The sequence below is a fragment of the Desulfobacter hydrogenophilus genome (genome assembly GCF_004319545.1).
GTDB lineage: Bacteria > Desulfobacterota > Desulfobacteria > Desulfobacterales > Desulfobacteraceae > Desulfobacter > Desulfobacter hydrogenophilus.
Genome location: NZ_CP036313.1, coordinates 3,187,185 through 3,207,426 on the forward strand (window position 1 = coordinate 3,187,185; position 20,242 = coordinate 3,207,426).

The 20,242-nt window shown below is 45.4% G+C and carries 14 protein-coding genes and 1 other RNA gene; 5 read left to right on the forward strand and 10 right to left on the reverse strand.

What is annotated here, in order from left to right; all coding sequences use genetic code 11:
* Positions 1 to 7: 7 nt before the first annotated feature.
* From ybgF to parE, 9 genes are all read right to left on the reverse strand, one after another.
* Positions 8 to 733, reverse strand: coding sequence for a tol-pal system protein YbgF (gene ybgF, locus EYB58_RS14140; protein WP_170299727.1), 726 nt, complete (start codon positions 731 to 733; stop codon positions 8 to 10).
* 11 nt (positions 734 to 744) lie between these two features.
* Entirely contained in the window at positions 745 to 1,782 is a 1,038-nt protein-coding gene (gene secF / locus EYB58_RS14145; protein ID WP_111953349.1) for a protein translocase subunit SecF, read from the reverse strand.
* A gap of 13 nt (positions 1,783 to 1,795) precedes the next feature.
* Positions 1,796 to 3,367 (reverse strand): protein translocase subunit SecD, encoded by a 1,572-nt coding sequence (gene secD / locus EYB58_RS14150; RefSeq protein WP_111953347.1) that lies wholly within the window; start codon positions 3,365 to 3,367, stop codon positions 1,796 to 1,798.
* 24 nt (positions 3,368 to 3,391) lie between these two features.
* Positions 3,392 to 3,739 (reverse strand): preprotein translocase subunit YajC, encoded by a 348-nt coding sequence (gene yajC, locus EYB58_RS14155; RefSeq protein WP_111953345.1) that lies wholly within the window; start codon positions 3,737 to 3,739, stop codon positions 3,392 to 3,394.
* Between the two features lie 189 nt (positions 3,740 to 3,928).
* Complete coding sequence (locus EYB58_RS14160) at positions 3,929 to 4,732, reverse strand: hypothetical protein (RefSeq protein ID WP_111953343.1); 804 nt, start codon at positions 4,730 to 4,732, stop codon at positions 3,929 to 3,931.
* 84 nt (positions 4,733 to 4,816) lie between these two features.
* Positions 4,817 to 6,274, reverse strand: a complete 1,458-nt coding sequence (locus tag EYB58_RS14165) for an Rne/Rng family ribonuclease (protein WP_111953341.1) — start codon at positions 6,272 to 6,274, stop codon at positions 4,817 to 4,819.
* 117 nt (positions 6,275 to 6,391) lie between these two features.
* Positions 6,392 to 7,783 carry a membrane-bound lytic murein transglycosylase MltF gene (gene mltF, locus EYB58_RS14170; protein ID WP_111953339.1) on the reverse strand — a complete coding sequence of 464 codons (1,392 nt, stop codon included), beginning with the start codon at positions 7,781 to 7,783 and terminating at the stop codon, positions 6,392 to 6,394.
* Positions 7,783 to 10,065: a DNA topoisomerase IV subunit A gene (gene parC, locus EYB58_RS14175; protein WP_111953337.1), complete on the reverse strand. Its 2,283-nt coding sequence runs from the start codon at positions 10,063 to 10,065 to the stop codon at positions 7,783 to 7,785. Before parC ends, mltF begins: the two co-directional genes overlap by 1 nt.
* Before the next feature lie 5 nt (positions 10,066 to 10,070).
* Complete coding sequence (parE, locus tag EYB58_RS14180) at positions 10,071 to 12,110, reverse strand: DNA topoisomerase IV subunit B (RefSeq protein ID WP_111953335.1); 2,040 nt, start codon at positions 12,108 to 12,110, stop codon at positions 10,071 to 10,073.
* A 159-nt stretch (positions 12,111 to 12,269) separates the two neighbouring features.
* Between parE and EYB58_RS14185 the strand changes: the two genes are divergently transcribed.
* Entirely contained in the window at positions 12,270 to 16,145 is a 3,876-nt protein-coding gene (locus EYB58_RS14185) for a class I adenylate cyclase (RefSeq protein WP_111953333.1), read from the forward strand.
* 178 nt (positions 16,146 to 16,323) lie between these two features.
* On the opposite strand, the gene EYB58_RS14190 is transcribed toward EYB58_RS14185, so the two are convergent.
* Positions 16,324 to 16,989: an LOG family protein gene (locus EYB58_RS14190; RefSeq protein ID WP_111953331.1), complete on the reverse strand. Its 666-nt coding sequence runs from the start codon at positions 16,987 to 16,989 to the stop codon at positions 16,324 to 16,326.
* Between the two features lie 188 nt (positions 16,990 to 17,177).
* Here EYB58_RS14190 and EYB58_RS14195 point away from each other — a divergent pair, with 188 nt between their 5' ends.
* From EYB58_RS14195 to ssrA, 4 genes are all read left to right on the forward strand, one after another.
* Positions 17,178 to 17,468 carry an HPr family phosphocarrier protein gene (locus EYB58_RS14195; protein ID WP_242637363.1) on the forward strand — a complete coding sequence of 97 codons (291 nt, stop codon included), beginning with the start codon at positions 17,178 to 17,180 and terminating at the stop codon, positions 17,466 to 17,468.
* Entirely contained in the window at positions 17,455 to 19,230 is a 1,776-nt protein-coding gene (ptsP, locus tag EYB58_RS14200; RefSeq protein ID WP_111953327.1) for a phosphoenolpyruvate--protein phosphotransferase, read from the forward strand. The genes EYB58_RS14195 and ptsP overlap by 14 nt, the downstream gene beginning before the upstream one ends.
* A 3-nt stretch (positions 19,231 to 19,233) precedes the next feature.
* On the forward strand, positions 19,234 to 19,695 hold the full coding sequence (gene smpB / locus EYB58_RS14205) for an SsrA-binding protein SmpB (protein WP_111953325.1): 462 nt from the start codon (positions 19,234 to 19,236) through the stop codon (positions 19,693 to 19,695).
* Between the two features lie 69 nt (positions 19,696 to 19,764).
* Positions 19,765 to 20,119: a transfer-messenger RNA gene (gene ssrA / locus EYB58_RS14210) on the forward strand.
* Positions 20,120 to 20,242 lie beyond the last annotated feature (123 nt).

The window sequence follows — 20,242 nt, forward strand, 5'->3', positions numbered from 1 at the left end:
TAAATAACTACTGGGTTTGGGAAAGTTTTTGTTGGGCTTTGTCTGCTGCCGGTGAAAAGGGATAGCGGGTAATGACTTGCTTGAAGTAGTCATTGGCCTGGTTGACATTGTCTAAGGACATATATGAATAACCTGTTTTAAGCAGTGCGTCCGGGACTTTTTGACCCTTGGGATAGGTCTGGATAAGCGTTTTAAAAATTTTTGCAGCCATTTCATAATCACCTGTGGTGTAGCTGCATTCCCCAAGCCAGTAAAGAGCGTTGTCTGCCAGATCATGATCTGGAAATTTTTTAACAAAATCTGAAAAAAGTGCCTGGGCCATAGGAATATTACGTTCGCGCAGCAACAGGACCCGACCTTTTTTGTAAAGCTTGACAGGATCTAATTTTCCGGGTTTTTCAGGAGATGCCGGTCGATCCTGATTGGGAGGGGACGCTGGGTACGCCTGTTTTGGGGGCGGCGATGGTTGAGTTTGTGCCCCGACCTTTTTTTCCAGCAGTGCCAACCGGTTTTCGATTCCGGTAATTTTTTCTTCCAGATGGCTGGTGCGGATATCCTGGCCAAGTGATGTATCTATCGGCACTGATGTGGCGTCAGGCACAGTCACATTGGTGGTCTGTGCCTGATCGGCAGTCGTCAGTTTATAAGTTTTCAGCGACCCGCAGGAGACGGTCAAAAATGGAATAAGAAAAAGCAGCGCAATCCTTGAAATAGGTTGTCTGGATGCGAGCATAATCGTTATCCTTACTTTTTTCTATGGGCCATAAAAACAAGGGGAGATGCAATGAAAATGGATGAATAGGTACCCACCACCACCCCGATGATCATGGCAAAGGCAAAGTTGTGAATGATTTCTCCGCCGAGCAGGAAAAGTGCCAGCAAGACAACCAATGTGGTCAACGATGTCAATATGGTCCGTGACAGGGTTTCATTGATACTCCGGTTAAACAGGTCCGCTACCATGGTATGGTCTGAATTCCCCTTGATATTTTCCCGGATTCGGTCAAAAACGATAATGGTGTCGTTCAGTGAATAACCGATGATGGTCAAAAGGGCTGCAATGATCTGCAGGGAAAAATCAAGGTTAAGCAGGGAAAATACCCCCACGGTAATAGTCACATCGTGAATCAGGGCCACAATGGCGCCAATGGCGTACTGAAGTTGCAGATACCAGAATAGCACCAGAGAGACAATTAGGGCGGCTGCAATCAAAACAGGCATGGACAGGTTGAAGACGGATAAAAAGTAGACCGCCGCCATCAATGCGCCTGCGGTGATTCCGGCAATGGTCCATTTTTGTTCAAAACGACCCGATATGTAAATCGTGATAAAGAGCAGGGAATAAAAAATAGCCAGAAGCGCATTCTTTTTTAAATCTTTTCCCACCTGGGGGCCGACCATTTCCACACGCCGGATATCAGGCTCAAGGGATGTGGCTTCTTTTAGTCCTTTTGAAACGGTGTCAGACAGCTGATCGCCCAAGGCGTCGGTGTCACTGGAGGTGCGGATCAGGTATTCATTTGCCTCCTGCTCACCAAATCCCTGGACAGATACATCTTTAAGGCCAATCTCGTCCAATCCTTTACGGATGTCGGAAACATCAACCTTCTGGGGGAATTTTACCTGTACCAGGGTGCCGCCGGCAAAATCAATGCCGTAATTGGGACCATTATGAATAATCAGGGAGACAATACCTGCCAGAATCAGGATCAGGGAAAACACAAATCCGATTTTGCGTTTTCCCATAAAATCGATATTGGTACCAGGCTTGATAAACTGCATGATGATAAGTTCCTTATATGCTCAATGTGTCGGATTGTTTGTTTGCAAGAATCATATCGTAGATGCTCTTGGACAGGATCAGGGCAGTAAACAGACTGGCCACGATACCAAGACCCAGGGTTACGGCAAATCCCTTGATGGGACCTGTGCCGAACTGAAACAGAACAGCGGCTGCGATTAACGTGGTAACATTAGCGTCCATGACGGTCAACGTAGCACGGTCATACCCGGCATTCACCGCTGCCCTGGGAGACCGGCCGGCTCGAAGCTCCTCCCGGATTCGTTCAAAGATAATAACATTGGCATCCACTGCCATGCCAATGGTCAGGATGATACCGGCAATACCCGGCAAGGTCAAAGTAGCACCGAAAAAAGCCAGTCCACCACCGATCAGAAAAATATTCACAACCAGGGCAATGTCGGCGATCAGACCTGCCCCCCTGTAATAAATGACCATGAAAAGAACAACCAGGGCACCGCCTACCAGCATAGACATCAGGCCTGTGCGAACGGAGTCTGCACCCAGGGTGGGGCCAACGGTTCGTTCCTCAATGATTTTAACCGGCGCCGGCAAAGAACCGGCCCGCAAGGCAATGGCAAGGTCCGTGGCTTCTTCAAGAGTAAAATGCCCAGTGATTACAGCCTTACCGCCGGAAATGCGGTCCTGGATATTGGGCGCGGAGTATACATTCTTATCCAGTACAATGGCCAGCCGTTTGTTAATATTGGCACCGGTGATCCGTTCAAAGGTTCTGGCACCTTTACGACTGAATTCAATGCCCACCTGGGGCTGCTGGAACTGGTCAAACTCCACCCGGGCATTGGTTAATTGGCTGCCGTCAAGCTCCACATGCTTTTTGATCAGAAACGGCGTTCTGGCCTGATTGCCTGTTCCGGCATTTTTTCTCAGCTGGTAAAGAATTTCATCTCCAACAGGCGGCTTGCCGCGTAAAGCGGCATTGACATCGCCTTGTTCATCCACAAGCTGGAATGTAAGTTGAGCGGTTTTTCCAATCAGGCCTTTGGCCCGTTCAGGATCACTGATACCCGGCAGCTGCAGAAGGATTCTGTTGCCGCTCTGGATTCTGATATCCGGTTCACTGACGCCAAATTCATCAATACGGTTTCGAATCGTTTCCAGGGCCTGTTCCGTAGCCATTTTTTTGATGGAATCCGATTCCTTGTCAGGCAGGCGCAGAGTAAAGGAAATTCCGCCGCTAATATTTTTTACCGAAGGAATCTCAAGGCCTGCATATTCATCCGACAACAGTTTTTCCACACCTGATTTGTTGTCTGCACCTGATATTTTGGCTATTATTTTATGATCAGAGGCCTTGTCAATGCCCATATGCTGTATCTTTTCATTTTTTAGATCCAGTTTAAGCTGGCTGATGGTACGGTCAAGCTCGGCGTTAACCGCTTCTTCGCTTTGTACCTCAAGGATTAAGTGCATGCCGCCCTGCAGGTCAAGGCCAAGGTTGATTTTTTTATGGGGCCAGGTATTGGTAAACGTGGGAAGCAGGCATACGACTGCAGCAACAATGACCCCCAGAATCAATACGCGCTTTATGGTAAAAAATTTCAATCTCATCACTCCTGAAGGATTTGGTTAATTTTTTTCTTTGGATTTTGTTTGGGCTTCATTATCGGAGATCAGGCCGCCAATGTTTCCTCTTGAAACCTTAATTTTAACTTTTTCGGCAATTTCAAGACCAATGGTGGTGTCATCTATGGAGACAATGGTGCCGAAAATACCGCCGGACGTTACAACCCGGTTGCCTTTTTTAAGATTGTCGATCATTGCCTTATGTTCTTTGGCTTTTTTCTGCTGGGGTCTGATGAGCAGGAAATAAAAAATGGCGAACAGAATAATAATGGGTAAAAAACCGGCTATTCCTCCGCCTTGTCCGGCCTGTCCACCAGTGGCGCCCATGGCGTATGCATTGCTAATAAACATGTTCCTCCTCCTTCTTCAATAGGGTAAGTTTTTTTTAACTTTTTTAGTGTCCGTCCAGAAATAAGACTTTTTGTTCAAGTTCAAAGCGGATAAAAATTTTAACCACAGGCATATATTGAATATTCCGAGGATAAAAATTTTCATCCAACGCGGAAATTGGGCAAAAAGCTATTTATGGATGGGCACAGATTAATGTACAGGTATCCAGATATTACTTCCATCAAACCGGAGTCTGTCCACATGATTAATGTCAATTTGTTCAAGCAGGGCAAATATCTCATCCATATTGTAGATGACCACCTTGCTTAAAGGGTCTATGATGTTTACATCCGCGGTCACCTTTTTTTCTTTTAGATTATAAATAATCACCATGGCTTCCGAGAATTTTAAAATTTTTCCGATACCCGAACTCATGCCTGAGCTTTCGGGTTCATCAGCGGTTTCCCCTAAGCGAATACCTTTCCGGGTATAATACTCTTTGAGCATCCTGAAGTGGACGTTCCAAATATTGTCTTTTGGCTGGACCACATAAACCCCGTAGGTGGTTAACGCCCCGGGCTTTTGGGCCCCGGATTCGTCAAGTTCCTTTTCAAGCACCTTGCCCTTATCGGCAAATGCCTGCTCAATCACCTTTTCCATGGAAACCGTATTACCTCCCACGGTAAAGGTTTCATCGGATTTGACAATCAGATCCACACTATTATTGAGACCTAAGTCTTTTTTTCGGGCCGTCATCAGATCCTTCATAATGCTTTCTTTTGCAAGTTCATTATAGTCAATGGCCGCGGGTTTGCTTATCTGTTTGACCACAGCACCAGGCAAAGAATCTATTTTTGGGGCCCCGGATTTATCCTGGGTGACGTCCGTATTTTGCTCTTCTGTTCGCATCGTGTTGCCGGGTAGCCTCTCCATGACAATCCAGACCACTATAAGGGCTGCTGCAATTACCACGGCAAGGGCGATGATAGGCATTTTTTGCTTGTAAGTACTCAAAGCCTCTCCTTTCTAAACGCACCTAAGGTCGTTTCAGATACAATAAAAAATTAGACATTGTCAAGTAGACCTTACTTACAACTATTAATTAACGCTGTTCTGGCCGGAAACCATGCTTCTGTCTATTTCAATATTTATGCGGACTTGACGTTTTGTTTCAAGCTCAAGAAGTTCTTCCCTTTTGGAATTAAGCATGTAATAGGCGACGTCTTCTGGTACCCGGCAGATAAATTTTTGATCAGGTTCTGCTTTCAGGGTTTTTAGCGCCAATATTCGAAGCAGTGCAAGTGCCTGTATTTCAACAGACGGTGTCAGACCCCGGCCATTGCAATGTCTGCAGATTTCATAGGACCCGTAAGTGATGGAATGGCGGATTCTTTGCCTGGACATTTCAAGAAGTCCGAAGGCGGTAATTCCTCCTACCTTAGTTCTGGCCTTATCGGATTTTAAATGTTTTTTCATAGTCTTGGTGATATCTGCCTTGTGGCGGCGTTCCTTCATGTCAATGAAATCCACCACAATAAGCCCGCCCATATCCCGCAGTCTCAACTGCCGTGCCACTTCTTCAGCCGCTTCGAGGTTGGTGTGATAGGCTGTCTCCTCAATGCTGTTTTTTTTTGTGGACTTGCCGGAGTTGACATCAATGGAAACCAGGGCTTCGGTTTGTTCAATAACCAGAAAACCACCGGATTTAAGAGCCACATCTCTTTTGTAAATGGAAGATATCTGCTCCTCAAGCTGGTATTTTGTAAAAATGGGTTTTTCACTTTTGAACAGCCGGACGATTTTTTTCTGTTTGGGTGCAATCATCCCGATGAAGTCCAGAACTTCTTTGTAGGTGTCTGGATTGTCAATGAGGATCTCTTTGATATCTGTTGTAAAATAGTCCCTTAAAGAACGAACGGCCAGGCTTTGTTCCTTGTAAAGCAGACAGGGGGCCTGGTTTTCCAAAGCCAGTTTGTCGATGTTTTTCCATACGCGCATCAAATACCGAAGATCTGATGTCAGCAAGGTTTTGGTGGCGCCCTTGCCTGCGGTTCTGACAATCATTCCGAAGCCTTCGGCAATTGTCATGCCCTTGAGAATTCCAACCAGCCGTTTTCGTTCATCGTCCTCAACAATTTTGCGGGAAACCCCCCGGGTATTGTTACCCGGCATAAGTACGCCAAAACGACCGGGAAGGGATATATAGGTGGTGAGCATGGCCCCTTTGAGATTAATCGGGTCTTTGGCGACCTGGACAATCATTTCTTGGCCTTTTTTAATTAAGTTGAACAGGGATCTGTTATTTTTTTCGATTTCCTGGAAATAATCCGGGTGTATTTCGTTTTTTTGCAAAAATCCGTTTTTCTCGGCGCCGTAATCCACGAACACGGCCTGCAGACTGGGTTCCACCCGGGTGACAATCCCTTTATATATATTACCTTTAGTTGCCGCTTTAGCGGCTGTTTCAATGTGAAATTGATCCAGTTTGTTGTCAAAAACCATGGCTATACGGTTTTCTTCCGGATCCACTGCATTAATTAGAATTTTTCTAGTCATTCATGATCTCATTTTCGTTTTAATCGTTTAAATTGGGTATGTATCTGCATGCACTTAAATGAAATATTTTTAACGCACTGCAGATTTATATGTCTTAAAGCTTGCCACAACTTTTTGTTACCCGGCCATGGCGGCTTTTTTCTGTTTGAGAATGTCGAAATATGTCTGAATACGCTCTACATACTGAACCGGTTCCCAGCCCCGGGCATATCCGTATTTTGTCTGATTATAATATTTTGCCTTGGATAACAGAGGAAGTGTCGCCTTGATCCCTTTCCAGGTATTGGGATCGTGCCCTTCCTCCTTTGCCAGATTTATGGCATCTTTGACGTGTCCGTATCCGATATTATAACTTGCAAGGGCAAACAACAGTCGCTGGGATTCATCTTTTATATAATTAAACCGTTTGTACATCAATGCCAGATATTTTATCCCTGCGCGGATGCTTTGTTGAGGGTCCAAGCGGTTTTTAATGCCCATTTCCTTGGCGGTTATTTCAGTGACCTGCATCAATCCGAGAACATTGCTAAAACTTTTTGCTTCCGGATCAAAGTGGGATTCCTGGTACACAATGGCCGCGATCAGACGCCAGTCAAATCCGTGTTTGGCAGACTCTGCTTTAATTACGTTTTTGTATTTGGGCAACTGGGTCTTTATGCGGTTATGGAATTTTTTCAGTTCATAGGCGTCAAAATTGTCGATATTGCCATAATATCTGGTTGTGATGCGTTTCAGGATGCCGGTGTTGGTTGCATAAAGAAAGAATTTGTTGACCTGCTTGAGCATCTCACTATCATTTCTCCGGACCGCCCAAGCCAGGGATTCACGTTCCTGGATGGGAATTCCAATGCGTATATCCGGAAAAAAACGCCGGCTGAGCAGGGCGATATTAGAATTGGCTATGGTGAACTTAATCTCCCTGTCATGAACCATGCCGATGAGTTCTTCGGTGGGGATGTTGTTATGCAGCACATACTCCAGAGGTAGACCCGAAGCCTTCATATCTGCCAGCCTGTAATGATAGGATGTCCCTCGCCTGACATGAAAAACTTTAAATTTCATGTTTTTGATGTCCTTGGGACTAAAGATGAGGTTATGGTGAATAATACGCTGCTGTATAGTCATGTAGGGAATCGAAAAATCTACATATTCCAGGCGTGGGGCAGTAATGGGAATCCCTGCGGCAATAAAATCGCCTTTACCCTGCTTGAGATACGCGAACATGTTATTCCAGCCCGGTGTTATGACATCAAGTTCCACATTCATGAATTTGGCAAACTCCCGGGCCAGATCATACTCAAAACCCGTGGGTTTGTTATTGTATTGATAATAGGTGTTAATGGCCTTGCTGGTGATCAGGCGCAGTTTGCCGTTTTTGCGTATTTTTTCAACGGTATTCAGGGTGCTGCCGATTTCCTGGTGGTGAATCAGCACACAAAATCGTACAACCCCTAAGGTCGCAATAATAAGGAATAAAAATATAAAATGTTTAGTTAAAAATAATTTCATTAATCCGTATCATCTCTCGCCGGCTGGGGGGAGATAATTTCAAGGTGATCTACGTTTCTGTATCCACGGGGAAGCAATTTCCCCCGTCGCCCCCTTGTACTTGTGTAGTCCTGCTGGTTGCCTGGTGTCAGCCGCAAGAAATGTTTGCCCGAATATATAACAAGATTCGAACTTAGAGGCAATATTTTTAGAAACTTAAGCTTTTCAGGACTATTTTGGCTTTTGCCGGATGCCGGAATGTGAATTATTTTATTGCCCTTGCCTTTTTTCAGGCGCGGCAGTTGGTTGACCGGGAAGATCAGCATCCTGCCGCTGGTGGTGATTGCGGCAATGCTGTCGGAATTGACGTCTGGTATGGGAAGCGGCGCCATGGGCACATCATTTTGGGATAAAGTGATCACTGCCTTTCCGTTTTTAAAATTGGTTAAAAAATCACTGAACTTGATGATATATCCATAACCATTGTCAGCACCGTTGAGAAACAGGTCGTCATCTTCGGCGGCTATCATGGTGTAGATGGTGGTATCCGGGGCAAGGGTCAGATGCCCTGTGACAGGTTCCCCGTTTCCTCTGGCCGAGGGAAGGACATGGGCGAACAGGGTATATGCCCGGCCCGAGGTATCAATGAGCACAATGGGTTTGTCGGATCGGATGCGCAGGTGGCACAGTAGTTGGTCCCCGGTTTTAAATTTTACATTTGCAGGATCTATATCATGGCCCTTTGCTGTCCGTATCCATCCATTGGCTGACAGGATAATGGTGACAGGCTCCACCTCAATAACATCCGTAACCGAGAATGCTTCGGCATCTTTGCGTGTTTTGATGGGGGATCTGCGCTTATCTCCAAAGTTTTTGGCGTCTTCTTCAATTTCTTTGATTATAAACGTCTTAAATGCTTTAGGAGAGTTCAAAAGTTTATCAAGGCGCGCCTTTTCTTTGGAAAGCGCGGCCATCTCCTCGGTGATTTTGATCTCTTCCATTCGGGCAAGCTGGCGCAACCGGATTTCCAGGACCGCCTTAACCTGGATTTCGGACAGGCCAAAGGTGTCCATGAGTTCTTTGGCCGGATCATCTGTCCTGCGTATGATTTCGATTACCTGATCAAGGTTCAGGTAAACGGTTTTAAATCCTTCCAGAATATGCAGCCGGCTGACAATTTTTTCCAGATGAAACCGGAATTTTTTTTCAATGGTTGCTCTTCGGAAATTCAGCCATTCGTTCAGGATCGTTTTTAAACTTTTTACCCTTGGCCGACCGTCAAGACCGATCATGTTCATGTTGATTGAAAAGGATTTTTCAAGATCCGTGGTGGCAAAAAGATGGTCTGCCAGAATATTAAGATCCACGCGGTTTGACCGTGGCATTACCACCAACCGTGTGGGGGCCTCGTGGTCGGATTCATCCCGCAGATCCGACACCATGGGCAGTTTTTTTGCACTGATCTGGGCTGCGATCTGCTCGTAAATTTTTTCAGAGGATGCATGATAGGGAAGGGCTGTGAATACCAGTTCTCCGTCTTCTATGATATACTGGGCCCGCATTTTTACACGCCCCTTGCCTTTCTCATAGATGTCGCCAATTTCGTTTGCCGGGGTTATGATTTCAGCTTGTGTGGGAAAATCAGGACCTTTAATAAATTTACACAAGTCTTTTGCATCGGCATTTTCATTTTCAATAAGGAAAATTAAGGCTTTTGCCACCTCTCTTAGATTATGGGGCGGGATGGAGGTGGCCATGCCCACGGCGATGCCGGTGGTGCCGTTGAGCAGAATATTAGGCAGACGGGCCGGCATCAGGGACGGTTCTTCCAAAGTGCCATCGAAATTGGGAACCCACCCCACCGTACCCTGTTCCAGTTCGTCCAAAAGGATTTTTGCATACCTGGACAGTCTTGATTCAGTATACCGCATGGCTGCAAAGGATTTGGGATCATTGGGGTCACCCCAGTTGCCCTGTCCGTCCACCAGCGGATATCTTAAGGAAAACGGCTGGGCCATCAGAACCATGGCTTCATAGCAGGCTGCATCGCCGTGGGGGTGAAATTTACCCAGAACATCGCCCACGGTTCTGGCCGATTTCTTGAACTTGGCCGTGGAAGAGAGCCCCAACTGGCTCATGGAGTATATGATTCTGCGCTGGACAGGTTTGAGCCCGTCCCCGATATGGGGCAGAGCCCGATCCAGAATGACATACATGGAATAGTTTAGGTACGCGTTTTGGGTAAACTCTTTGAAGGGTAGGCGTTCAAATTCTTCAACACTGGAACTTGGGATCTGGGTCATTCGTATTAAATCTCTTTGATTACTCCATGGGTTTCAATCCAGCGTTTCCGGTCCCGGGCCCTTTTTTTGCTCAAAAGCATATCCATGACCTGGAATACATCATCCTTTTCTGACGTTCGGACATTATCTGTTGCCGGGGAGTCAGGGGGACATTTGTTTTCAGATAAGGCTGATGACAATTCTTCGTTTTCCCGTGCCGTGCCGGTGTTTTGTTCGCCGGCGTCTGGTTCGTCCGTAATTGTTAACTGGACTAGGCGCCGGGAGTCCGGGGCAATGGTGGTCTCCCGTAGCTGGGATGGGTTCATCTCCCCTAAGCCCTTGAAACGTTGGACATTGATTTTGGATGGCTTTTTTCTGCGGCTCAATCGCTTGATGATGGCGTTTTTTTCTGAATCATCGAGGGCATAAAATACCTCTTTTCCCTTGTCAACCCGGTAAAGGGGGGGCATGGCAACAAATACATGGCCCTGCCGCACCACTTCCGGGAAGTGTTTTAGAAAAAGTGCACACAAGAGGGTCGCAATATGCAGACCATCGGAGTCTGCATCAGCCAAAATACATAATTTGTTGTAGCGCAGTTTGGAAATATCCTTTGATCCCGGGACTACACCTAATACCTGGGAAATATCACGGATTTCCTTGGATTCAAGTATGGCTGAAGAACTTAAATCCCAGGTATTTAAAATTTTTCCCCGCAAGGGCATGATGGCCTGGAAGCGTCTGTCTCTGGCCTGCTTGGCCGAACCGCCGGCAGAGTCTCCCTCCACAAAAAAAAGCTCCCGCTGTCTTTGGTCATCACTGGTGCAGTCTGACAATTTGGCCGGTAAAGAGGCTCCGCTGGTCCGGGTTTTCAGCGTCACTTTTTTGCGTTTTCTTTCACGACGTCTGGCATTTTCAATGGCTGCCAGGGCAAGGGCTTCGCCTAACGCCACATTTTGGTTCAGCCATAAACTAAAAGCGTCCCGGACTTGAATATTAACCAGGCTTGCACAGTGCCGTGAGGAGAGACGTTCTTTGGTCTGGCCTGAAAACTGGGCTTCCACAAGTTTTACGGACAGTACATATCCCACATTTTGCCAGATATCCTCAGGGGTAAGAAACACACCTTTAGGCAGAAGGTTTCGAAATTTGCAGAACTCTTTAACAGATTCCAGCAAGCCGGACCTGAAACCGTTGACATGGGTACCCCCAAGTTTTGTGGGAATAAGGTTGACATAGCTCTCCTCAATGTCAAGAGCATCTTCCAGCCCCCAGTTCACCGCCCATACAGCCTTTAAATCATCATTGTCAGCAGATCCTGTGAACGGTTCCGGAAAAATAGTCTTGGAGCTGCTGATCATTTCTTGAAAATATTGATCCAGGCCCTGGTCGTAATGCCAGGAGTCGGTTTCTCCGGTTTGTTCAACGGTAAAGGTGGTGGTCAGCCCCTGGCACAGAACCGCCTTGGATTTAAGCGCTGCCCGGATGGCGACCACATTGAATTGATCTGTATCAAAATAGGCCGAATCCGGTTTAAAATTCAGCGTAGTTCCCGTATTGGCGGCTTTTCCGACCTCTTCCAGGTCTTTTGTTTTAGCGCCGTTTTGAAATTCAATTGTGTACCGTTTTTTGTCCCGGCAAATATCAATGCACAGATGAATAGACAGGGCATTGACCACCGAAACACCTACCCCATGAAGCCCGCCGGAAAAAGCATAATCCTTGTTTGAGAATTTGGCGCCTGCATGCAGCTTGGTCATGATCAGTTCGACACCGGAAATACCTTCCTCGGGGTGAATGTCCACGGGCATTCCCCGGCCGTTGTCCGATACAATGATTCTGTTGTCCTGTGTCAGGGTGACATCAATGCGTGTGGCAAAACCTGCAATGGCCTCATCGACACTGTTGTCAATAACTTCAAAGGCCAGATGGTCCGGGCTTGATGTGTCCGTGTACATGCCAGGTCTGCGCTTGACCGGATCAAGGCCCTTGAGCACCTCGATGGACCGGGCATCATACCCTTGGTCTGCGGTCTTGTCCTGTATTCTGCCATCAAATAAGTTCATAAAATAGTTCTGGTATGATATACAATATTAAAGCACTATTGAAGATTGTATCGAAATTTTAAATTAAACTTAAATCATATACCAAATTTGAATTAAAATATAGCCCGGCATGACATAAAATTTTAAAACCACCTGGACTATGGGAGTTGACACAGCAGTATGGATGACTCTAATCCTGGATTTGATCGTCAAACCTTTGATGGTTATTGGAAGAACCTTGATGAACAACAGCGTAAGGACCTGGTCCTTCATGCGCCACAATTACCAGTTTACCTTGGTCTTCTGCCAATTTTAAGCAGTGTTTTTTCAACCCATTACCCTTTAAGGGAAGTGGGAAAAAAAAGTTTAACCTCAATGACTTTTGTTATTCGGAAGAATATTGAAACACCGCTGGAAAATAAACCGTTGAAACAGGCACAGGCCGAAGCATTTCAGGGGGCAGCCCTGATTTACCGCAAGATCTTTATGCAAATGGCATTTTCAGATAAAAGCGTCCTTATCCAGGCGCTTATGAATATTGGGAATGTCGGCGCTTTTTTTGCCTTCAAAGCCATTTACCTGGAACGGGTGTCACAGGATGTGATAAAAAATTGTATCAAGAATCTGGATGACCGGCTTCGTTTGACTTTTGCCGATCAATATCTGCAGGCAAATCCTGCTGTCCGTCTGCGTTTTGCCGGCTTGTTTCGCTATGTGCTTGCCGGCGTTAAGCAGCGTCAGGCCGTGACCTGGTACTATGCAGGTCTGTTTGACCGGGGCCGGGATGTTGACCCTTATTTGAATAATATTGACGCATCGTTGCGAAACCCTTTACTCATAGAAGAGAATGAGCTGTTGTCCCCGGATTATCAAGATAGGATTGCCGGCCTTAAAGCCATCTCAATGATGCGATCAAAGGTGCCTTTACGAGTTTTTAAAAAAGCGTTGGCCCAAGAAACCGTAAAAAAGATCAGGATGGCTGTATACGGTCTGATTGAAAATTCATCCTTTGGGCTGTACCCGGAACTGTTCGAGCCCGTGCTTCAGCGGCTTCAGCACGCCAAAACCAATGAGGCCGTCAGCGCGTTTAAAGCCCTTGTTGTGACCGGCAGACATCCTTTTCACAAGGTCATGGAGATAGTTCGAAATACGAACGCTTCCATTATTCCCATCATCCACATGGAAATTTCGGCGCTGTCCAGACTCTCCTTTTTTGCGCTCCAGGACATTGCCCTGAATAAGGATGCCTATCAGGGTGAAAATTATGATATCAACCTGGCATGTATTTTCGGGATGATAAAAAAACGTCCGGAACGGGTGGTCAGGATTTTAAAAGAGAACGTAGGTCTTTGCGGCTCGGACCGGATCAGGAAAGAAGTGGACAGGCTCATGGTAAAAACCCAAAGTCTGCTGCTCAAGGAACGCAAAAGTATTGCCGCTCCTTTTAAGGACATCCAGACACAAATGCCCGAAAAAAAATCCATGGTCACCTTTTTCAAATCCATATTCAAGGATCCGGTCCAAAAAAAACTGGATGATTTAAAGCAGCGGATTATTCCCCAGGATCTGGATCTCGAGAAAGCAGTTATTCGGGACCTGGATCTGTCCGGGCTGGATTTAACCCGATCCGTTCTTAATCTGACCCATGCACAGATTGTTAATACGTTGATGACAGGCATTCATGTGTCAGGCGGTATATGCCGCAATACCCTGTTTTACAATATGAATCTGAATGGGGCTGTGTTTGATTTGACCTGTTTTGATAATGCTGTTTTTGTCAATGTATCTGCCCAAAATACAAAATTCAGTCAGTGCAGTTTTCAAAACGCCTCTTTTTATAATTGTAATTTCAATGGGGCAGACATGAGCGATGCTCTGTTCATTGAGGCAATCATGGCAAAATCTTCTTTTAACGAAACAAATTTGACCTGTGCTGTTTTTGCACATGCGCGACTATCAGGCCTTTCCTTTGCTAATGCCTGGCTTCATATGGCGGATTTCACTAATGCGAGGGCCCGGTTTTGCCGGTTTGCATCGCATGCGGCCATGGATCTGCGTACCCGGGATCTAAATTATAATGACAGGGAATACCAACTCAGCTTCAATGACCTGCCAAGAATTGATCCCAGGGTAGTTAATGAAATCAACATGCTCATTTTCTGTGAGTTTATTCATTTCGGACAGGCAAAATTTCTCAAACAGAATAAATTGAGTCTTCTGGCTGCCTTTGATATCTTTAAGCCGGAACAGGCGGATTTTTTTCAACTTCTTCCTTTATTGCTCCATGAAAATATTGCGATGCCGGAAACCAGCAACGTTCCGTCGTCAACGCCTTGTGGCGTGGCAGATTATTTGCCTTCAAGGGAGGTCGAACGGGTTGGCCGGCAATATCTGGGAGGCGCCAATGTTCTCATCCGCCGGCATCCGGATCCTTGCATTCTTGCGATATATTCCATGGGAAGTGTTGGGTCTGTTGCCCAGACTGCCGAGTCCGACATTGATTATTGGATTTGTATAGATGAAAAACGGTTGGGTGGCCAGGCAATCGATCTTTTGCGCCGGAAATTTGATGCCCTGGAAGGCATGGCTCTGGATCGGTTTAAAATTCAGGTCACCTTTTTTCTTGTGGATATTTTCAAAGCTCGTGATAATGACTTTGGCGGTTCCTCCCAGGAAAGTTCAGGCTCTGCCCAGGCCCGGTTGCTCAAGGAGGAGTTTTACCGGACCATGATCCATGTGGCAGGCAGGCTACCATTGTGGACGGCGCTTCCAACCAGCATCAGTATCAATTACTATAATCTGATTTTTGACTGCATCAATCGTCTGCCCGGTACTAAACGGTATATTGACCTGGGTGATATTCATGCCGTACCACGAAATGAATATTTTGGCGCGTCTATCTGGCAGATGTTTAAGTGGCTGAAAAGCCCTTTTAAATCAGTTATTAAAATGGCTTTGCTGGAAAAATACATAAATACCTATGGCCGGGAACCCATGCTGTGCAATGAGTATAAAAATGAATGGATGAATTCAGGGACCCATCTGAAGCCGGGGCAGAACGATTCCTATATTATTTTGCTCAATACCATGATTCAGTTTTATATGAAGTCGGGAGATACTCGTTCCATCAAGCTTTTGCTCACCTGTTTTTTTCTTAAATTGGGAATTACAAAACAATCGGAGTTGGATTCCAGTGTTTTTGGCCTGCGACGCATCCTTTTGGGAAGGTGCCTGCGGGAATGGGAGTGGACCCAGGAGAAGGTGTTTGAGATCGGCCGGTTTAAATCCTGGCCTTATGCCGCCATTCACCGCCTTTCCTTGACCATAGAACAGTATATGATAACACGGTACACGGACCTTAAAAGCCGGTTCAGGGATGATGCCGAGCTGGCGATTTCCGAGCAGGATCGTATGGTCCTTGAGCGCAAGGTGGACATTCAGTTCCAGGATAAGCCGGGTAAAATTAAAAAACTGCTTTTAATTTCAAGTGGAGATCGTCATTTTTCAAAGCTTTATCTGAGATACCTGGTTCCGTCCGGAAAAAGATACGGCCAGTGGGAATTGATCCATAAACCCTCTATCCAGACCGGGATGGATGAAGAATCTATACTCACGGCAAATTCGGTGGAAGAGATTGGAGCCTGGCTGATTCACAATCATCTTTATACGGACCACACTTTTTTGACCATGGCGCCTAATCCCACTGAAGTTTCCCACGACAGCATTGAAAAACTTTACAGGGCCATGTATGATTTTTTTACTCCTGAATTAGCAAAATCGTTTAGTTTTGATGCATTAAAAAAAAGGTCATTCATTACAAGTCTTTTTATTTCCGTCAATTTCTATGCGGAAAGACCCAGCGGCAGAATTTCAGATTTTACATTGATTTACCTGAACTCCTGGGAAGAGATGTTTTTGCGCACCACTATACTTAAAATACCGGTGGCGGATCTTGAACCGGTTAAAAAACATATCTGCACAGGGCTTGGTTTAAAGCAGTTGCCCGAAAACACCGTTTTTCATGTCCCAAGAAGGGGGGCTTCAATGATGATTTGATTTTAGCAAAATACTAAGAGCCTGTTTAAAAATAGATGAATCGGCTGCAATCACATGAGAATGGCCCCAATCTCCCCCAAATGTTCGGCCAATAGTCCGGCTATTAACAGAAAATTTGAGAACATTGGTTCTCCTTCTCATGAGATTTCGCTTCGATTCTCTAATCTTTAAGCAGGCTCTAAGTTCGTTTGTAAAAGTTATCGACTATTTCAAGTGCCTGTTCCGGGGTATCAACTAATGAAAACAGGTCCATATCTTCGGGCGAGATTAATCCGTTTCCGGTAAGTGTTTTTTTGATCCACGCCAGAAGTCCTGCCCAGAATTCCTTATTCATTAAAATGACAGGCATTTTTCGGATACGCTGGGTCTGGACCAGCGTCAGCGTTTCAAACATTTCGTCCATGGTGCCAAGTCCTCCCGGCATAATAATATAGGCTTGGGCGTATTTTACAAACATGACCTTGCGGATAAAAAAATAATTAAAGTCCAAAGACCGGGTCATATATGCATTGCCCTTTTCTTCAAAGGGCAGGGCGATTTTTAAACCTACGGACTCCCCGTTTTGCTCTGATGCGCCTAGGTTTGCTGCTTCCATTATACCCGGACCGCCACCCGTAATGACCGCATAACCGCCGGCTGCAAAACAGGCTGCTGTCTTTCTTGCCGTTTCATAATCAGGGTGATCCTTGGCCGTTCTCGCGGAACCGAAAATAGATATGGCAGGTCCCAGGTCATGAAGTTCGTCTATACCGTCAACAAATTCACCCATAATTTTAAACAGGCGCCATGACTCGCCGGATTTGAAATCATCAATGGGATACTGAATGGTCTTGGGTGTTCTCATGTTCAACTCCTCTTGGAACGGTTCAGGCTTCAGGTTCAGGGCAGTTAACCCAACTGGCTAAAATATATTAAATGTGGTATATACTATCCAATTTGTGGTAACTGATCAAGTTGGTCGGTTAACACTTTCAATTTATTATTTTTTGGTGACAGAAAAAAAATCAAAAATCATTTGGAATGACTATAAACTTGGATTTTCAATATTCAGTATTGCGGCAGGTAACTGTTGTCAATGACTTAGGAATGCATGCGCGGCCTGCAGCAGTAATTGCCGGAATGGCCCAGGACGCCGGTGGCGGCATCTGGTTGTCTAATGGACAAAGCATTGTGGATGCCGCAAGTATTATCGAAATTTTATCCCTGTGTGCGGTTAAAGGAACAAAGGTGACTATTTTTACGGAAAAAGAAGAAGATACTAACCTGGCAGATAAGATAAAAGATTTCTTTGATATCGGATTTGGGGAAAATGAAAATGAATAGAACCGTTACGGATCAAATCACTCTCCGGGGTCTCAGCGGCTCTCCCGGTATCTGTATTGGAAAGGCTTATCTTGTTGACCGGGAGGGTGTTAACCTTATTAAACGCTATCCTGTAAGCCCGGATATGGTTCCTAATGAAATAGACCGGTTTAAAAATGCAGTGGATAAAGCCAAAAAAGACCATGCCAGGGCTATTGATTCTCTTGGGGATGATTTAAGTGAGAATCTGAATATCCTTGAAACCCATATGGTTTTGTTCAAGGATAAGATGCTTTACGGAAAAACCATTGATACCATTACCAGTGATCATGTTAATGCTGAGTGGGCGCTTCGCCGGGTTTCCAGGCGTATCAGCCGGATGTTTGATCAAATCAATGATCCGTATCTTCGGGCCAGGGGTGATGATATCATTCAGGTTTCAGACAAGATAATGACTTATCTGGTGGGTGAAGCTGAAATTCGGATTAGCGAAATCAACAAACGCGTCATCATAGTCGCCCATGACCTTTCCCCCGCAGATACCAGCCAGATCCAGCTTGAGCATATCAAGGGATTCATAACGGACAGGGGCGGTAAGGACTCCCATACAAGCATCGTGGCAAAATCCCTTAAAATTCCTTCGGTGTTGGGACTTGGCAATGCCACGGCAAATATCAATAATGATGCTATCCTCATTGTAGATGGTTCCGCCGGAATTGTTATCATTAATCCGGATGAAGATACCCTGTTTCGATATGAAGATAAGATGGCGCGGTTTGCAGCCTACCGGGCTGATATTGAACGGGATAGCCATCTGCCTGCAATCACTGCCGACGGGATACCCATTAATCTTCTTGCCAATATAGAACTTGTGGAAGAGGTGGTGTCTGCCAAGGACAATAAAGCGGCTGGTATCGGATTATTCAGAACGGAATTTTTATGTCTGGATTTAAACCGGTTACCCACCGAGGACCAAATGCTGCAAAAATATGGGGAGCTTGCGGAACTAATGCACCCGGCGCCGGTGACCATCCGGACCCTGGATATCAACGGGGATAAATTTAATCCATATATAGATCCGGTGAAAGAGGCCAATCCTGCATTAGGTTTGAGGGCCGTCAGGTTTTGTCTGGAGAATGAAGGCGTTTTTATCGCCCAGATCAAAGCCATTTTACGGGCTGCGGCTTTTGGTAATATCAATCTTCTTATCCCTATGATTTCTTGTGTTGAGGAAATTATTGGCGTAAAGTCATGTATTGACAAGGCCGTTATTGAGCTTGAGTCCGAAGACAAAATATTTAATAAAGATATTCCTTTGGGAATTATGATTGAGGTGCCTTCCGCCGTGATGATGGCCCGGGAACTTGCCGAATACGTTGATTTTTTTAGTATCGGCACCAATGATTTGATTCAGTACTCCATGGCCATTGACCGGCGTAATCGCAGGGTGGCGCATCTTTACCAGGCATTAAACCCTGCGGTACTGAAAATGATCCGCCTCATCGTGGATGCGGCAGCCGAAAAAAATATTGAAGTGTTTATGTGCGGTGAAATGGCAGGAGACGCCATTAATATCCCTGTGCTTCTTGGTTTGGGACTGACCAATTTGTCAATGAACGCCGGTGCCATCCCTGTCATAAAAAAAATGATCCGGTCCATGAATGTTTCAAAAGCACGTAAAGATGTTCAGACGATCTTTGGCTTTCAAACGGTTCAGAAAATTGTTGATTATATCCAAACGGAATACAGGGACCTTCTGCCTTACAAGGATAACGAGGAATAAACCATGAACGCACAGTACACCAAACTGATTGCCAACAATAAAAAAGCTCGGCACAATTACCACATTGATGATGAATATGAAGCCGGTATTGTACTGGTGGGCTCAGAGGTTAAAGCCATTAGGGAGGGCAGGGTCAGTTTCAAGGATTCTTACGCAGATATTAAGCGCGGAGAAGTTTTTTTGCGTCGGCTCCACATTTCTCCTTATGAGTTCGCATATAATGCCAATCATGAATCCCTGCGCACCCGGAAGCTTTTGTTGCATAGTCATGAAATTAAAAAACTTGTCGGCAAAATAAAAGAACAGGGGTATACCCTGGTACCGTTAAAAATTTATTTTAAAAATGACAAAATAAAGATACTCTTGGGCCTTGGTAAAGGCAAAAAGCTTTACGACAAAAGGGAATCCATTAAGCAGCGGGATGTTAAACGGGATATGGATCGTGAAAGGAAAAAATATTCTTGATGATAAAATCCTTGACTTCAACCTTTATGGTATTATATTAGTTAAGGTTCTTTTGATCTTTTACAATTTGGGGGCGTAATGGTTTCGACGGAGATTTTGATGTCCATGGTAGCATGTCGAGTGTTTGTCAACTCGTAAACTTGGCAAGTTTTAAACATAATCGCAGACGATTATAACTACGCTGTAGCTGCTTAAGGCGGCTTCCGTCCTCCTGACATCCTTCTTGCAGATTCAGGTCAGGGCGTCGACTTTGCAAGACCGCTTTTGGAATTTCCTGAGTTCTAAAAGTTAAATTTTTCAGGATACACCGGTTTGTATCCCTCCTGAAGGAGACTTCCCGGCCAATTTTAAAGTTCAGGATAAGCATGTAGAAGCTTGGGTTGATTGTTTTCGGACGCGGGTTCAACTCCCGCCGCCTCCACCAATATAGGGCCAGAAATACCAATTATTTCTGGCTTTTTTGCTCCCTTCCAGTTGCCGTTCCTTAATCAGGGATTGTTCAAATTCGGTCACGGCTACCATGATCTGAAACATAAGTATGGATATG

Coding starts and splice junctions, on each gene's coding strand:
- parE (WP_111953335.1), bottom strand. CDS start 12,110: ATGAACTTATTTGATGGCAGAATACAGGACAAGACCGCAGACCAAGGG.
- EYB58_RS14185 (WP_111953333.1), top strand. CDS start 12,270: ATGGATGACTCTAATCCTGGATTTGATCGTCAAACCTTTGATGGTTAT.
- ptsP (WP_111953327.1), top strand. CDS start 17,455: ATGAAAATGAATAGAACCGTTACGGATCAAATCACTCTCCGGGGTCTC.
- smpB (WP_111953325.1), top strand. CDS start 19,234: ATGAACGCACAGTACACCAAACTGATTGCCAACAATAAAAAAGCTCGG.
- EYB58_RS14190 (WP_111953331.1), bottom strand. CDS start 16,989: ATGAGAACACCCAAGACCATTCAGTATCCCATTGATGATTTCAAATCC.
- secF (WP_111953349.1), bottom strand. CDS start 1,782: ATGCAGTTTATCAAGCCTGGTACCAATATCGATTTTATGGGAAAACGC.
- yajC (WP_111953345.1), bottom strand. CDS start 3,739: ATGTTTATTAGCAATGCATACGCCATGGGCGCCACTGGTGGACAGGCC.
- parC (WP_111953337.1), bottom strand. CDS start 10,065: ATGACCCAGATCCCAAGTTCCAGTGTTGAAGAATTTGAACGCCTACCC.
- ybgF (WP_170299727.1), bottom strand. CDS start 733: ATGCTCGCATCCAGACAACCTATTTCAAGGATTGCGCTGCTTTTTCTT.
- mltF (WP_111953339.1), bottom strand. CDS start 7,783: ATGAAATTATTTTTAACTAAACATTTTATATTTTTATTCCTTATTATT.
- EYB58_RS14165 (WP_111953341.1), bottom strand. CDS start 6,274: ATGACTAGAAAAATTCTAATTAATGCAGTGGATCCGGAAGAAAACCGT.